General features: G+C 74.0%; 15 protein-coding genes. 10 read left to right on the top strand and 5 right to left on the bottom strand.

Features of this window, described 5'->3' with window-relative positions:
- Nucleotide 1: 1 nt before the first annotated feature.
- Nucleotides 2-1,096, top strand: a complete 1,095-nt coding sequence (locus tag QP089_RS38610; RefSeq protein ID WP_285918850.1) for an amidohydrolase family protein — start codon at nt 2-4, stop codon at nt 1,094-1,096.
- Here QP089_RS38610 and QP089_RS38605 read toward each other — a convergent pair.
- Nucleotides 1,086-1,817, bottom strand: a complete 732-nt coding sequence (locus QP089_RS38605) for an aspartate/glutamate racemase family protein (RefSeq protein ID WP_285918848.1) — start codon at nt 1,815-1,817, stop codon at nt 1,086-1,088. The genes QP089_RS38610 and QP089_RS38605 overlap by 11 nt on opposite strands.
- Before the next feature lie 99 nt (nt 1,818-1,916).
- Here QP089_RS38605 and QP089_RS38600 point away from each other — a divergent pair, with 99 nt between their 5' ends.
- Complete coding sequence (locus QP089_RS38600; protein ID WP_285918847.1) at nt 1,917-2,471, top strand: helix-turn-helix domain-containing protein; 555 nt, start codon at nt 1,917-1,919, stop codon at nt 2,469-2,471.
- Between the two features lie 73 nt (nt 2,472-2,544).
- Here the strand turns inward: QP089_RS38600 and QP089_RS38595 are convergent, their stop codons facing one another.
- Genes QP089_RS38595 through QP089_RS38580 form a run of 4 tightly spaced genes read right to left on the bottom strand, consistent with a single transcriptional unit; the run spans nt 2,545 to nt 6,798 of the window.
- Entirely contained in the window at nt 2,545-3,948 is a 1,404-nt protein-coding gene (locus QP089_RS38595; protein ID WP_285918845.1) for an MmgE/PrpD family protein, read from the bottom strand.
- On the bottom strand, nt 3,945-4,763 hold the full coding sequence (locus QP089_RS38590) for a cyclase family protein (RefSeq protein ID WP_285918844.1): 819 nt from the start codon (nt 4,761-4,763) through the stop codon (nt 3,945-3,947). The genes QP089_RS38595 and QP089_RS38590 overlap by 4 nt, the downstream gene beginning before the upstream one ends.
- Nucleotides 4,760-5,614 (bottom strand): HpcH/HpaI aldolase/citrate lyase family protein, encoded by an 855-nt coding sequence (locus QP089_RS38585; protein ID WP_285918843.1) that lies wholly within the window; start codon nt 5,612-5,614, stop codon nt 4,760-4,762. Before QP089_RS38585 ends, QP089_RS38590 begins: the two co-directional genes overlap by 4 nt.
- Nucleotides 5,611-6,798: a CaiB/BaiF CoA transferase family protein gene (locus QP089_RS38580; RefSeq protein ID WP_285918842.1), complete on the bottom strand. Its 1,188-nt coding sequence runs from the start codon at nt 6,796-6,798 to the stop codon at nt 5,611-5,613. Before QP089_RS38580 ends, QP089_RS38585 begins: the two co-directional genes overlap by 4 nt.
- A gap of 238 nt (nt 6,799-7,036) precedes the next feature.
- Here QP089_RS38580 and QP089_RS38575 point away from each other — a divergent pair, with 238 nt between their 5' ends.
- The 8 genes from QP089_RS38575 (at nt 7,037) to QP089_RS38540 (ending at nt 15,223) form a co-directional block, all read left to right on the top strand.
- The gene (locus QP089_RS38575; protein WP_285918840.1) at nt 7,037-8,290 is read left to right on the top strand and encodes an ABC transporter substrate-binding protein; all 1,254 of its coding nucleotides are present in this window, start codon (nt 7,037-7,039) and stop codon (nt 8,288-8,290) included.
- Entirely contained in the window at nt 8,287-9,270 is a 984-nt protein-coding gene (locus QP089_RS38570) for a branched-chain amino acid ABC transporter permease (RefSeq protein ID WP_285918838.1), read from the top strand. Before QP089_RS38575 ends, QP089_RS38570 begins: the two co-directional genes overlap by 4 nt.
- Before the next feature lie 50 nt (nt 9,271-9,320).
- On the top strand, nt 9,321-10,379 hold the full coding sequence (locus QP089_RS38565) for a branched-chain amino acid ABC transporter permease (protein WP_285918836.1): 1,059 nt from the start codon (nt 9,321-9,323) through the stop codon (nt 10,377-10,379).
- Nucleotides 10,376-11,110, top strand: coding sequence for an ABC transporter ATP-binding protein (locus QP089_RS38560; RefSeq protein ID WP_285918835.1), 735 nt, complete (start codon nt 10,376-10,378; stop codon nt 11,108-11,110). The genes QP089_RS38565 and QP089_RS38560 overlap by 4 nt, the downstream gene beginning before the upstream one ends.
- Nucleotides 11,097-11,798, top strand: a complete 702-nt coding sequence (locus QP089_RS38555) for an ABC transporter ATP-binding protein (protein WP_285918833.1) — start codon at nt 11,097-11,099, stop codon at nt 11,796-11,798. The genes QP089_RS38560 and QP089_RS38555 overlap by 14 nt, the downstream gene beginning before the upstream one ends.
- A complete protein-coding gene (locus tag QP089_RS38550; RefSeq protein ID WP_285918831.1) occupies nt 11,795-13,156 on the top strand; it encodes an MmgE/PrpD family protein in 1,362 nt (453 codons plus the stop codon). The genes QP089_RS38555 and QP089_RS38550 overlap by 4 nt, the downstream gene beginning before the upstream one ends.
- Nucleotides 13,156-13,791: an aspartate/glutamate racemase family protein gene (locus tag QP089_RS38545; RefSeq protein ID WP_285918829.1), complete on the top strand. Its 636-nt coding sequence runs from the start codon at nt 13,156-13,158 to the stop codon at nt 13,789-13,791. Before QP089_RS38550 ends, QP089_RS38545 begins: the two co-directional genes overlap by 1 nt.
- 64 nt (nt 13,792-13,855) lie before the next feature.
- A complete protein-coding gene (locus QP089_RS38540; RefSeq protein ID WP_285918827.1) occupies nt 13,856-15,223 on the top strand; it encodes an FAD-dependent oxidoreductase in 1,368 nt (455 codons plus the stop codon).
- Nucleotides 15,224-15,361: the final 138 nt, after the last annotated feature.

The raw sequence follows: 15,361 nt of genomic DNA, 5'->3' as shown, positions 1-15,361 counted from the left end.
CATGCGCGCCGAGGACGACGAGAGAACGGCCGGCGGCCCGAGCCGGCGGCGGGTGATGACGGCCGCGGCGGTGGCGACGGCGGCCGCCGCCACCGGGCTGGGGACGGGCGCGGCCGCGGCCCGTCCCGAAGGCGGCGGCCCGCGGACGGGACGGATCGACACCCACCACCACGCGCTCCCGCCCGACATGAGGAAGTGGGCCGTCGACCACGGCCTGCTGCCGCGCGAAGGCGGCCCCAACTGGGGCCGGTGGGACCTGAACCGGACCCTCGACACCATGGACGACCTGGGCATCGCCGCCGGCGTCGCGTCGGCGCCCGCGCCGCCCGAGCTCTTCCGCGACCGGAGGCTCGCCGCCTCGGGGACGCGCGTGTTCAACGAGTCGCTGACCGGCCTCGTGCGCGACCACCCGTCCCGGTTCGGGTTCTTCGCCTACTTGCCGCTCCTGCACGTCGACGTGGCGATCGCGGAGGCGGCGTACGCGCTGGACGAGCTGGGCGCCGACGGGGTCCTGCTGATGGCCAACGCGGGCGGTCGCTACCTGGGCGAGCCCGCGTTCGACCCGCTGTTCGCCGAGCTGGACCGGCGCCGCGCGGTCGCGTTCGTCCATCCCGCCGGGCTCGCGGACGCGCGTCCTGTCCCGGGCGTCGAGGAGTGGATCGCCGACTTCATGCTCGACACGACCCGCACCGCCCTCAGCCTCGTCGGCGCGGGGACGCTCGACCGGTACCGGCACCTGTCGGTGATCCTCTCCCACGCGGGCGGTTTCCTGCCCTACCTGGGCGGACGCGTCGAGCACGCGGGCCGGCAGGGCGAGGGGCCGAGCCCGGCGGCGTTCCGGCGGGCGGTGCGGCGCTTCTACTACGACACCGCCATGCCGATGTCGCCGTACGCGACGCCGTCCCTGCTGGCCGCCGCGGGCGCCGGGCGCCTGCTCTTCGGCACCGACTGGCCGCAGGTCGCCCGTCCCGAGGTGGACCGGACGACGGCGCTGCTCGACCGCGACCCGTCCCTGGACCGGCGGGCGCGCGCCGCCGTGAACCGCGAGAACGCCCTGCGGCTGTTCCCGGCGCTGGCCCGCCGCCTCAGGCGGTGACGGCCGGCCCGCCGCGCCAGGACGGCAGGGGAGCGCGCCCGGCGGCCGCCTCGAACGCGGCGCGGGCGAGCAGCCGCGTCGAGTCCAGCGTCGGCAGCGGCGAGACCTCCGGCGTGACCAGCAGCGGGATCTCCGTGCAGACCAGGGCGACGGCGTCGCAGCCGCGCCCGGCGAGCCGCTCGATGATCCGCACGTACTCGCGGCGCGACTCCTCGGTGACGACGCCGTTCACCAGCTCCGCGAAGATGATCTCGTGGACGCGGGCGCGGTCGGCGGCGTCCGGGACCACCGCCTCGATGCCGCGCGCGGCGAGTTCGCGAGGGTAGACGGGGCCGTCCATGGTGTAGCGGGTGCCGAGGACGCCGACGCGGCGCCGTCCGTCGCGGGCGGCCCGTCCGGCGACGACCTGGGCGATGTGCAGGCCGGGCAGCGCCAGGTCGTCGCCGGGACGCTCCAGCGCCATGTGCGCGGTGTTGTCCGGGCAGGCGAAGAACGTCGCCCCGGCGGCGGCGAGCCGCCGGACGCTCTCGGCGAGGATCGCGCGGACCGCGTCGTGGTCGCCCGCGTCCCACGCCGGCATGCTGCGGGCCAGCGCGATCAGGTCGAGCGTGACGTCGGGATGGTCGTCGGGGCCCAGCTCGCGGAAGCCCTCCTGGCAGAAGGCGCGGAAGCACAGCGCGGCGCCCTCCGCGCTGTGGGCGAGGATGCCGAGATGCTCCATGCTCACTCCTGTCCGGTGTAGCGAACGACCGTCCAGTACAGTGAACGCCAGGGCAGTCGCGTTCGTCAAACAGAACATCCGGACGTCTGGAGCGAACACATGGGCAACGCCGACCTGATCGCGCAGATCGCCGCGTCGATCCGGCGGGAGCGGGCGCGCGCCGGGCTGTCCCAGACCGAGCTGGCCCGGCGCGCGGGCCTCGCCAAGTCGACGCTGTCCCAGCTGGAGGCGGGCACCGGGAACCCGAGCGTGGAGACGCTGTGGTCGCTCGGCGCGGCGCTCGACGTGCCGTTCAGCCGGCTGGTCGACCCGCCGCGGGCGGGCGTGCGGGTCGTCCGCGCCGGTGAGGGGCCCGCGACCCGTTCGGAGCAGGCGGACTACACCGCGACGCTGCTCGCGTCCTGCCCGCCCAACGCCCGCCGCGACGTCTACCGCGTCGCGGCCGAGCCCGGCGAGCCGCACCTGTCCGACCCGCACATGCCCGGCACCACCGAGCACGTGATCCTGAGCACCGGCCGCGCCCTGGCCGGTCCGCAGGACGACCCCGTCGAACTGGCCCCGGGCGACTACGTCGCCTACCCCGGCGACGCCCCCCACGTCTTCCGCGCCCTGGCCCCCGGCACCACCGCGATCTTCGTCATGGAGCACACCTGACCGTTGAGTTGCGGCGAGTCGTCGTGATGAGGCCCGCCGTAACGACGACTCGCCGCAAGTGAACGTCGTTCGGTCAGGCGAGGAGGGCGGTGAGGGGACTCAGGTCGTCGGCGTCGGCGAGGGCGTAGGTCAGGTCGGTGATCTGGTCGGCCTGGGCCGGGGTGACGCGGCGGGCGGCGTTGAGGCGGAACTTGGTCGCCAGCTCCTCCGCCGACAGGGGGTTGCCGGGTCCGCCGCGATTGGCGTCCACGCGCTCCTCCAGGACGGACCCGTCGCGGGTCGTCACGCGCAGGACGGCCGGGAACTGGTGCGGGAAGATCTCGTCGCAGCGGGCGTCCGGCACGCACCGGACCTTGGCCGCCAGCGCGAGCCGTTCCGGATTCGCGGCGGCCTCGTCGGTGAAGTCCTCGTGGAAGACGCCGAGCCCGCCGCCGCCCAGCAGCGCCGCCGCGACCGTGTACGGCCCGGAGAACGCGGCGTGGTACCCCGACTTGGGCCGGACCTTGTCCTCGCGGGGCTCGCCGATCGTCCGCAGGACGGCCGTGGGTGCACCCAGCTCGATGCTTTCGATGTCGGACGGGTCGAGCCCGCGCGCGCGGAGCCGCAGCGCGGCGTCGATGCCCGCGTGCGTGAAGTGGTTGCACGGGTACGGCTTGAAGAAGATCCCGGGGAGCTCCCAGTGCTCGCCGAGCCGGTCGGTGAGCGCGTCGAGGTCGACCTGGTCGCCGCACCACGCCTGGAGGAAGCCGAACCGTCCCTCGAACACGGTCGGCGGGCCGGTGATGCCGGTGCGGGCGAGGCCGGCGGCGGTGACGGCGGCGTGCGCGGCCCAGCCGCAGTGGATCCGCTTGACGGTGCCGCCGGTCCGGTTGGCCTCCAGGATGCCGGAGCCCATGCTGGCGGCGATGCCCATCGCGTGCGCGATCCCGCCCGCGTCCAGGCCGGACAGCATCGCGGCGGCCGCCGCCGCACCGACGGCGCCGCAGATCGCGGTGGCGTGCTGGCCGCGCTCGAAGAACACCGAGTTGCCGAGCGCGCTGTCGTAGCCGGCCATGCCGAGCCGAACGGTGATCTCCACGCCGACGCCCACCGCGTCCAGCAGGGCCGCTCCGGTCGCACCGCGCGCTTCGGCGACGGCGAGCGCGGCGGGCACGACCGACGCCGACGGGTGCAGCACCGACGGCAGGTGGGTGTCGTCGAAGTCCAGCGAGTGGGCGAGGGTGCCGTTGAGCAGGGCGGCGCTGGGTTCGGGGAGCCGGGTGCCGGTGCCGATCGCGGTGGCGCGCCCCGCGCCGCCCCATTCGGCGACCAGGTCCCCGACCGCGCGGGCCGGTGCCTCGCCGGTCGCGCCGAGGCTGTTGCCGAGGGCGTCCAGGACGCGGCGGGCGGCGTCCGCGCGCAGGTCGGCCGGCAGCCCGTCCGCGCGGACCGATTCGGCGAGCGCGGCGAGCCGCTGTACGGGAGTGGGCGCGGTCATGCCGACACCGCCGCGAGCGGCCGGACGGGCGAGCCGGTGCCGCCCGTGATCCGCAGCGGGGCGAGCAGGAACGCGAACTCGTGCAGCCCGGACTCGGCGAGCGCCTCCAGGTTCAGGTGCTCCATGATGAAGATCCCCGACTCGACCAGCAGGATCCGGTGGACGGGCAGCACCGCGTGCCCCGCGCCCGCCGGGATCTGCTCGTAGGCGGTGGTGTCGGCGCCGGTCGCGACGATCCCCCGGTCGGCGAGCCAGCGGGCCGCGTCCGGCGTCGCGCCCGGCACGCCCGTCTCCTTGCCCAGGTAGGCGGTGGTGTCGCCGAAGTTGCGCGACCACCCGGTGCGGACCAGGGCGACGTCGCCCTCGCCGGGCTCGGCCCCGGCCCGCTTCGCGGCCAGCTCCAGGTCCTCGGCGGTCACCCCGTAGCCGGGCGGCAGCGTGGCGACGTCGTGCACGGCGGCGACGTCCAGCAGCACGCCGCGGCGCAGCAGGCCCGGCAGGTTCTCGGCGCCGTGGCTGGTGAACGCCCCGCCGCGCTGCGCCTCGGCGGCGTCGATCCCGCCGTGCAGCTCGCCGTCGTGGCTGACGTGCGAGAGCGCGTCGATGTGGGTGCCGACGTGCCCGCCGGTCACGATGATCTCGTTGGCGGCCGACCCGCCGTCCGGGCGCTCCATGTCGCCGTGCCGGCGGATCAGCGTCATCCGGAACCCGGGGTGGTTGGGGGAGCAGGGCATGCCGGTGAAGAACGGCTGGCCCAGCTCGATCAGCCGGACGCCGCGGGCGACCGCCGCGAGCAGCGGATCCTGGGTGGTCATGACGGGGAGCCTTCCTTCTCGGGACGGTGGGCGGACGCGGCGACGGCGAGGATCCAGGAGGCGCGCTCGACGACCGCCTTGTCCACGAACCGGCCGGCGGAGTCGATCCACGCGGCCGTCCCGTCGCGGCGGGTGAGCTGGTCCATGAGGTCGCGCGCCCAGGCGACGTCGGCGGGGTCGGGCGCGCACGCCTCGTGGACGACGGGGATCTGCGCGGGGTGGATCACCGAGCGGCCGAAGAACCCGGCCCGGTGCCCGGCCGCGGTGTCGGCGCGCAGGCCGTCCAGGTCGCGGACGGCGGTCCACACGCTCTGCGGCGGGGACGGCAGTCCGGCGGCGCGGGCGGCGACGACCACCCGCGAGCGCGGCCAGGCCAGCGCGTCGCCGCCGGTGACCCGCAGGTCGGCCGACAGGTCCGCCTCGCCGAGCGAGATCCCGGTGACCAGCGGGTGCGCGGTGGCGAGGGCGAGGGCGTTCTCCACGCCGAGCGCCGACTCCAGGACGGGGAGAACCGGCACGCCGAGCGCGTCGGCGACGCGGCGCAGCCCGGCCGGGTCCTCGCACTTGGGGATGCGCACTCCGGCGAGCGCGCCGGGCGCGGACGCCAGCAGCCCGATGTCGGCGTCGCCGTCCGGGGTGCCGGGCGCGTTGATCCGGACGTAGGCGGGGCGGCCCTCGGCGAGGACGCCGGTGACCGTGCGGCGGGCCCGCTCCTTGGCGTCGGGCGCGACGGCGTCCTCGAGATCGAGGATGACCGCGTCCGCGCCCGAGTCGAGCGCCTTGCCGATCCGGTCGGGACGGTCGCCGGGGACGTACAGCCAGGTCCGGTGCGGGTGCTCCGGCCCGGTCACTTGACCACCCCCTTGGCGCGCAGTTCGTCCAGTTCCGCTTCGCCTACCCCGTAGCGGCCGAGGATCTCGGCGGTGTGCGCGCCGAGCGGCGGCCCGGCCGAGTCGATGCGCCCGGGGGTCTGCGACAGCCGGAACAGCACGTTCTGCATCTTCACCGGGCCGAGCTCGTCGTCGGGGACGGTGGCGATGGTGCCGAGCGCCTCGAACTGCGGGTCGGTCATGACGTCGGCGGCGGTGTAGATCGGGGCTACGGCGGCCTCGGCGTCCTCGAACGCCTTCACGACGTCGTCGCGGTCGCGCTGCGCGATCCAGGAGCCGACGGCCTCGTCCAGCTCGTCGGCGTGCTCGGCCCGTTCGGAGCCGGTGGCGAACCACGGCTCGTCGATGAACTCGGGCCGGCCGACCAGCCGCATCACCCGCTCGGCGATCGACTGCGCGCTGGTGGAGATCGCGACCCAGCCGCCGTCGCGGGTCCGGTAGGTGTTGCGCGGCGCGTTGTTGTGCGACCTGTTGCCGGTGCGGGCCTGCAGCTCGCCGAGCTGGTCGTAGGTGATGATCTGCGGGCCGAGCAGCGTCAGGATCGGCTCGATGATCGCCAGGTCGACGACCTGGCCCTCGCCGGTCGCCTCCCGCGCGCGCAGCGCGGTCATCACCGCGAACGCGGTGGTCAGCGCGGCGATCCCGTCGGCGAGGCCGAACGGCGGCAGGGTCGGCGGCCCGTCCGGCTCGCCGGTGATCGCGGCGAATCCGCTCATCGCCTCGGCGAGCGTGCCGAAGCCGGGGCGCCGCGCGTACGGGCCGGTCTGCCCGAACCCGGTGACCCGGGCCAGCACCAGCCGCGGGTTGATCTTCTTCAGCTCGTCGTGGCCGAGGCCCCAGCGTTCCAGCGTGCCGGGCCGGAAGTTCTCGATCACCACGTCGGCGTCGGCGGCGAGTCGGCGGAAGAGCTCCTGGCCCTCGGGGGAGCCGAGGTAGAGGGTGATCGCCTTCTTGTTGCGGCCGAGCATCTTCCACCACAGCCCGACGCCGTCGCGGCGGGCGCCGTGGCTGCGCACCGGGTCGCCCCTCGGGTGCTCGATCTTGATCACCTCGGCCCCGAAGTCGGCGAGCAGCGTCGCCGCCAGCGGCCCGGCGAACAGCGTGGCCGCGTCGAGCACGCGGACTCCGGACAGGGCGTCGGGCATGGGCGGTACCGCCTTCGGGTCTGAATGTTTCGCTAAGCGGAACGTCATGACGTTCGTGGTGCGGCGCCTCGCGAGCGCCCGCCCTCATCACGTTGGCACCGGCTGTCGAGTTCCGTCAAGTTGCCCCTGGATATTGACCGGATCACGTGATGGGTGCCACGATGGCGCATCAGTGGCCCGGTGTTCCTCTTAGCGGAACGATCATCGAGAGCGTGCGCCGGGCGGGCAGGAGAGATGAATGTCGGCTCGAAAGCTCGTCGCCGGGCTCGGCGCGTGCGCGGCCCTGCTGGCCGCGACCGCCGGCTGCGGCGGCTCGGCGCCGTCCGGCGCCGCCGGGGCCGCGGCCGGCCGGGACACCGGCCCGGTCAGGATCGGCGCCCTGCACCCCGTCAGCGGCGCGAACGCGGTCGACGGCCAGCAGATGCGGCGCGGCGCGCAGCTGGCGGTCGAGGCCCTCAACGCCGCCGGCGGCATCAGGTCCCTCGGCGGCCGCAAGGTGGAGCTGGAGACCGGCGACACCCAGGGCAAGGCGGAGGTCGGCCAGAGCGAGGCGCAGCGCCTCATCTCCGAGGGCGCGGTCGGCCTCGTCGGCACCTACCAGAGCGCGGTCAGCACGAACGTGGCCGTGGTCGCCGAACGCAACCGCGTTCCGTTCGTCATGGACGTGACCGCCTCGGACGCGATCTTCGCGCACGGCTACAAGTACTCGTTCCGGGTGCAGCCGGGCAGCGCGGCGATCGCGGGCGCGGCGGCCCGGTACCTCAAGGAGGTGTCGGAGAAGGCGGGCAAGCCCGTCAGGAAGGTCGCCTTCCTGCACGAGCAGACCGACTTCGGCAGCGGCGCCGCCGAGGCGTTCGCGAAGGCGGCGAAGAGGCTCGGCATCCAGGTCGGCCCGAACATCAGTTACGACGCGGTCACCGCCTCGGACCTCACCGCCCAGATCACGCAGGTCAAGGCGTCCGGCGCGGACGTGCTCGCCGTCGCCGGCTACTACCGCGACGGCCTGCTCGCCGCCAAGGCGATCAACTCCGTCAAGCCGGACCTGAACGCGGTGTGGGGCGTGTCGGACGGCGCGTTCGACCAGCCGAAGTTCGTCAGCGACGTCGGCGCGCTCGGCGAGCGCTACTTCAGCACCAACTACCACTACGACGCGAAGAACCCCGCGACGGCCAAGCTGCGCGCCGAGTACCAGAAGCGCTACGGCGCGCCGATGCGGACCGGCGCCGTCCTCGCCTACGACGCCGTCCAGGTGATCGCGCAGGGCGTGGAGCGCGCGGCGAGCACCGACCCGAAGAAGGTCCGCGCCGCGATCGCCTCGTCGCAGGTGCAGCCGCTGACCGTCGGCACCGGGCCGATCGCCTTCGCGCCCAACGGCGACAACGAGAACGCGCTGCCCGTCCTCATGCAGGTGCAGAACGGGCAGATCAAGCAGGTCCATCCCCAGGACAAGGCCGAATCCCGGCCCAACTACTCGGTGACGTGGCGGCCATGAGCGACACAACTGCGAACCTCCGCGCGGCGGCCCTGAGCGGCCCCGTCCTCAAGCGCGCCGCCCTCACCGGCGGCCTGGTCGCGATCGCCATCGCGGTCGCGCTGATCCGGTCCGGCAGCGGCCTGGTCGTCTGGCAGTCGGTGGTGACCGGCCTGCTGACCGGCGGGCTGTACGGGCTCATCGCGATGGGCCTCACGCTGATCTTCGGCGTGCTGGACATCGTCAACTTCGCGCACGGCGCCCTGCTGGCCGTCGCGATGTTCATCGCCTTCGGGGTGGTGCAGGGCACGGGCCTGCACCCCTACCTCACCCTCGTCATCGCGGTGCCGGCGCTGTTCCTGATCGGCGCGGTCGTGCACCGCGGCCTGCTCGGCGGCAGCGGCGGCGCGACGCTGGAGAACCAGCTGCTGATCACCCTCGGGCTGTCGCTGCTGCTGGAGAACGGGCTGCTGATGTTCTTCGGCGCCGAGCCGAAGAGCGTCCCGCTGCCCGGCGACTTCCAGTTCTCCCTGTTCGGCGCGGTGGTGACCGGCGGCCGGCTGTACGCGTTCGTCGGCGCGATCCTGATCGGCGCCGTGCTGTTCTACCTGCTGCGCCGCACCCGGTTCGGCACCGCGATCCGCGCGGTCGCCGCGAACGGGCAGGGCGCCGAGCTGGTCGGCGTGAACGTCCGCCGCGTCCACACCCTCACGTTCGCGATCGGGACGGCCTGCGCCGGCGCCGCCGCCGTGCTGGCCGCACCGCTGGTCACCGTCACGCCCACGCTCGGCGACCAGTTCAACATCACCGCTTTCGTGGTGGTGGTGCTCGGCGGCATGGGCAACGTCGCGGGCGCGCTGGTCGGCGGGCTGCTGATCGGGCTGGTCGAGCAGCTCACCACCATCTACATGGGCGGGCAGAGCTCGCTGCTCGGAGTGTTCGTCGTCTTCCTGGTCGTGCTGTTCCTGCGGCCCGAGGGCCTCTTCGGGAGGAAGTCATGAGCGGAGCGAACCGGGGGGTGCGGGGGGTCGTCCCCCCGCAAGGAGCAGGTATGACCGATCTCACCATCGCCGGAGGGCGGGAGGCGGGCGGCGCGGCCGGCCCCGTCAAGGCGCCGCCGCTGCGCCCGCAGAACCGGCAGCTGATCGTCCTCGCGGTGCTGCTGGTCGCCGCGATCCCGCTGCCGGTGGTGCTGCCGCCCGCGATGGGCGCGGTCGCGGTCCGCATCCTGATCTTCCTGCTGATGGCCGTCGGCTGGAACGTGATGAGCGGGTTCGGCGGGATGTTCAGCTTCGGGCACGCCGCGTTCTTCGGCCTCGGCGCCTACACCAGCGCGTACCTGCTGGTGAAGCACGACGTGTCGCCGTGGATCGGGATGCTGGCCGGGATGGCGGTCGCCGCCGTCGTGGCCGTGGTCATCGGCTACTTCGCGTTCCGCTACAAGCTGCGCGGCGCCTACTTCGCGCTCGCGACGTTCGCGTTCGCCGAGATGCTGCGGCTGATCGCGACCACCACCGACTTCACCAACAAGGCCGTCGGGTTCAGCGTCCCGCTCATCCAGGGCTCCTCGCTCTGGAAGCTCCAGTTCGCCGCGGACTCGCCCGCCTACTTCTGGGTCGCGCTCGCGCTCGCCGGGATCGCCGCGCTGGTCAGCATCCTGTTCCTGCACTCGCGGACGGGCCGCTACGTCACCGCGATCCGCGACGACGAGGTCGCGGCCGCCGCGCTCGGCACCCCGGTGATGCGCCACAAGCTGATCACCGTCGCACTGTCGGCGGCGATCACCGCGGTCGCCGGCGCCTTCTACACGCAGTACTACCTGTTCGTGAACCCGGACCTGGCGTTCGGCTCGTCGGTGTCGATCCAGGCGATCGCGACCGTGGTGATCGGCGGCATCGGCACCATCTGGGGGCCGGTCGTCGGCGCGATCATCCTCGGATCGCTGTCGGACCTGACGGCGACGCTGCTGCGCACGCCGCCCGACTTCCTGAACTTCCTGCAGGGCCGAAGCGGGCTGGACGTCGCGCTCTACGCGGTCCTGCTCATCCTGATCGTCCGGGTGCTGCCGAAGGGCATCGTCGGCACGATCCAAGCGAGGTGGCGGCGGTGAAACTGCTGGACATCGACGGCGTCGGCAAGGACTTCCGGGGCCTGCGCGCCCTGTCGGAGGTCGGGTTCGAGGTGGAGCCGGGGGAGATCCTCGGCATCATCGGCCCGAACGGCGCCGGGAAGACCACCCTGTTCAACGTCATCAGCGGCGCCATCGCGCCCGACACCGGCCGGGTCGTGTTCGGCCGCAAGGACGTCACCGGCGCGGCGCCGCACCGGATCGCCCGCGCCGGCATGGTCCGCACGTTCCAGCTGATGCGGCCGTTCGGGAGCATGACCGTCCTGGAGAACGTCGGCCTGGCCGCCCAGCACCGCCGCCAGCCGCTGCGCAAGCTGCGCGGTGAGGCGATGGACGTGGTGGAGCGCGTCGGCCTCGGCTCGTGGGCGCACCGTCCCGCGACCGAGCTGCCGACCGCCGGGCTCAAGCGTCTCGAACTGGCCCGCGCCCTGGCGATGCGGCCGAAGGTGCTGCTGCTGGACGAGGTGCTCGCCGGGCTCGTCCCCGCCGAGCGCGAACCCGTCCTCGACCTGCTCGCCGCGCTGCGCGAGGAGGACGGCACGACGCTGCTGTTCATCGAGCACATCATGGCCGCCGTCATGCGGCTGTCGGACCGGGTGCTCGTCCTGGACCAGGGCCGGGTGCTGGCCACCGGCTCCGCCGAGCAGGTCACCTCCGACCCCCGGGTCATCGAGGCGTATCTCGGAGAGGAGCCCGGCGATGTTGAAGCTTGACAAGCTCTGCGCCGGCTACGGCCGGATGCAAATCCTGCACGAGATCGACCTGGAGGTCGGCGAGGGCGAGATCGTCGCGCTGGTCGGCGCGAACGGCGCGGGCAAAACGACCACGCTGCGGACCATCTGCGGGCAGCTGCGCGCGACGTCCGGAACGATCACCTTCGGCGGCGCGGCCACCGCCGGACGCCGCCCCGACCAGCTCGTCCGCGACGGCCTCGTCCACGTCCCCGAAGAGCGCGCGCTGTTCGGCACGCTCACCGTCGAGGAGAACCTGCGGATGGGCGCCTGGACGCGCCCCGCCGCCGAGATCGACAAGGACATGTGCGAGGTGTTCGCGCTGTTCCCCGTCCTCGCCGAGCGCCGCTCCACGATCGCGCAGACGTTCAGCGGCGGGCAGCAGCAGATGCTCGCGATCGGCCGCGCGCTCATGGCCCGCCCGAAACTGCTGATGCTGGACGAGCCGTCCACCGGCCTGTCGCCCAAGCTCACCTGGGCGGTGCTCGACGCCGTCAAGGCGATCCGCGACACCGGCGTCTCGGTGCTGCTGGTCGAGCAGAACGCCAAACAGGCGCTCGGGATCGCCGACCGCGCCTACGTGCTGGAGAGCGGCTCGACCGTCCTGCACGGAACCGGCGCCGAACTGGCCGGATCCGCCGAGGTCAGGAAGGCCTACCTGGGACTGTGAACGAGGAAGCGAAGGAAGCGACGGCGCGGCTGGGGGAGTGGGTCTCGGGGCTGGACGCGGCGGACGTGCCGCGCCCCGTGCTCGACCGGCTCTCGCTCGTCCTGCTGGACGTCTTCGGCGTCACCGCGCTCGGCGCCGCGCTGGACGAGCAGGCTGCGCTGCGGTCGGTTTGTAACGCTCCCGACGGCCCGGCCCCGCTGATCGGCGCGGGCCGGACCGTCACTGTGGACGCCGCCGCCTGGCTGAACGCGATGGCGCTGGTCTCGCTGGAGCTGGACGAGGGCAACAAGTACGCCAAGGGCCATCCGGCCGCGCACGGGTTCCCGGCCGTGCTGGCGCTGGCGTCCGAACTCGACGCCACCGGCCCGGACACGGCCGCCGCGCTGCTGGCCGCCTACGAGGTCGCGTCCCGGTTCGGGCGGGCGACGTCGCTGCGGCCGGGCGCCCACCCGCACGGAAGCTGGGGCGTTGCGGGCGCTGCCGCCGGGTGCGCCCGGCTGCTGGGCCTCGGCCCCGAGGCGACCGCCGCCGCGATCGACACCGGTGCGGGACTGCCGATCGCGGGGCACTTCTCGTCCGCCACGGACGGGAATCCTGTACGGGACGCGTGGATGGGCGCGTCCAATATGTCCGGGCTGGTCGCGGCGCGGATGGCCGCCGCCGGCCTCGCCCGCGACACCGGCACGGCCGCCGGCTCGCTCGGCGACCTGCTCGGCGAGTTCGACCCGCGTGAGCTGACCGGCGGCCTCGGCGAGCGCTGGGACATCACCCGCGGCTACTTCAAGCGGCACGCGTCCTGCTCGTTCACGCACCCGGCCGCCGACGCGGTGCTGCCGCTGCGCGAGGACATCGACCCGTCCCGCATCACCGGGATCCTCGTCGAGACCCACGCGCTCGGCGCCGGGCTCGGGTCTCCGGAGTGGGACAATCGGCTGTCGGCGATGTTCTCCACGCCGTTCGTCGTCGCGACCGCGCTGCTGGACGGCGAGGTCGGGCCGCGCGCCTCCGACGCCGCCCGGCTCGCCGACCCGGTGCTGCGCGCCCTCGCCCGCCGCGTCCGTCTCGTCGCCGCCGACGACCTGTCCGCGCGGCTGCCCGCCGAGCGCGCCGCCCGCGTCACGGTCGAGCTGGACGACGGGACGTCCCTGACCCGCGAGCAGCCGAACCCGGTCGGCGACGCCGACCACGAACCGCTGGACGAGCAGGACGTCGTCCGGATGCTCAAGGCGTGGCTGCCCGGACGCGGCGCCCTGGTGGACCGCGCCGCCGAGGTCGCCCGCGACCTGCCGGACCTGGCCCGCGCCGGCGACGCGCTGCGCGGGCTGGCCGGCGGAACCGTTGAGAAGGAGCTGAGTTGATGCGCGCTTTGGCCGTGACCCCGATCCATCTGCCGCCGGAGGAGATCGCCCGGCGGCAGGCCCGCTACGACCGGCTCGCCCCGGACGGCCTGACGGTCGAGCTGCGCGACGTCGGCCCCGGTGCGCCCGGCTCGCTGGACGACGAGGACGCGATCCGGGCCTCCGAACGCGAGGTCGCCGCCGCGCTGGCCGCCGCCGGCGACGGCTGGGACGTCCTGGTCCCCGACTGCGTGCTCGACCCGGCCGTCCCGGACGGGCCCGCTGACCAGCGCGTTCCGGTCAACGGGCTGTTGAGGCTGAGTAGCATGGCGCTTGCTGCGAAGAATGTCCGTTTCGGTGCCGTGGTGCGGAACGAGGCGATCGGCGCGGAGCTCGGCCGCCGCCTCAAGGCCTACGGGCTGGAAGCCCACGTCGCCGGCATCGCCGTGCTGGAACTGCCGTTCGACGCCGTGGCCGAGGGGGAGACATGGAACGCCGCGCTCGGCGCGGCCGTGGACGCGCTCGCCGCGCAGGGCGCCGCCGCCGTGATCAACGGCTGCTCCGCCGTGGACGTGGAGGAAGGGCGCTTCAAGGCGCAGGTCGTCGACCCGACCGCCCTCGCGCTGGAGGTCCTTGTCGCCGGGAGGGCCTCATGACCGAGCGAAGCGAGGGCATGATCGCCGTTCTCACCGGGGGGTCGTTCCCCCGCAGGAGGTGCGCGTGACCGAGATCGATCTCGTCGTGGCGGGTGCCGGCGGCGGCCTCGCCGGGGCGCTGCGCGCCGCCGAACTGGGCCTGAGCGTCGTCGTCGTGGAGGCCAGCGAGCATTTCCGGCGCGGCAACAACACCTCGATGTCCACCGCGATGTTCCCCGGCGCGGGCTCGCGGTGGCAGGCCGAGCAGGGCGTGGACGACTCGCCGGACCGGTTCGTCGACGACATCATGGCCAAGACCAAGGGCAAGGCCGACGCCCGGCTCGCCCGCACGCTCGCGCAGGTCAGCGCGCCGTTGGTGGAGTGGCTCGCCGACTCCGTCGAGCTGCCGCTCGACCTGGTCACCGACTTCAACTACCCGGGCCACTCGGTCACCCGCTGCCATTCCGTCCCCGGACGGCACGGCTCCAGCGTGATCGACCACCTGGCCCGCCGCGCCCGCGCGCACCCGGACATCGACCTGCTCGTCCCGGCGAAGCTCACCGACGTGGCGACGGGCGGGGACGGCGCCGTCCGCGCGGCCGTCGTCCGCTACCCCGACGGGACCGAGGAGGAGATCCCGACCCGGGCCGTCCTGCTGGCCACCAACGGGTTCGGCGCCGACCGCGGCCTCGTCCGCCGCCACCTCCCGGAGATCGCCGGCGCCCTCTACCAGGGCAGCGACCAGTCCCTCGGCGACGCGCTGCGGATCGGCGGCGGCCTCGGCGCCGCCACCGGCTACCTCGACGCCTACCAGGGCCACGGCGCCGTCGCCGCCGGCGCGGGCACCCTGGTCGGCTGGGCGACGATCATCCACGGCGCGATCATGGTCGATCTCGACGGCCGCCGGTTCGGCAACGAGACCCGCGGCTACTCCGAGTACGCCGCCGAGCTGGCCGCCCGTCCCGGCGCCACCGGCTGGATAGTCCTGGACGAGACGATCTTCCACCAGTGCGAGCCGTTCAAGGACTTCCGCGACACCGTCGAGTCGGGCGTGCTGGTGTGGGCCGACGACGCCGACGGCCTCGCCGAGGCCACCGGCCTGCCCGCCGGCGCCCTCGCCGCCGAGCTGGAGACCGCCGCCGCCGTCGCGCGCGGCGGGCGCGCCGACGAGCACGGCCGCACCAACTGGGAGCGCCCGCTCGCCGCGCCGTACGCGGCCGTCCGGGTCGTCCCGGCCCTGTTCCACACCCAGGGCGGGCTGATCGTCAACGAGGACGCCGCCGTCGTCGACCGCGACGACCGCCCCATCCCCGGCCTGTACGCGGCGGGCGGCGCGGCGGCCGGGATCTCCGGCCACGGCGCCGACGGCTACCTGCCCGGCAACGGCCTGCTGCCCGCCTTCGGGCTCGCCTACCTGGCGGCCGGCGACGTCGCCCGCCGCCGCACCCCCTGACCACCCCACGACACTAAGGAGACTTCCCAATGAGGTTGTCAAGCCGCGACCGTGACGGGCGGTGAGTGGTGGTAGCACTCACCGTTGCGGATCATGGCCCACAGCACGTTGACGCGGCGACGGGCCAGCGACAACAGC

The organism is Actinomadura opuntiae (genome assembly GCF_030283205.1).
GTDB lineage: Bacteria > Actinomycetota > Actinomycetes > Streptosporangiales > Streptosporangiaceae > Spirillospora.
The sequence above is the reverse complement of the archived record's forward strand: the minus strand, read 5'-3'. Positions and strand labels throughout refer to the sequence as shown.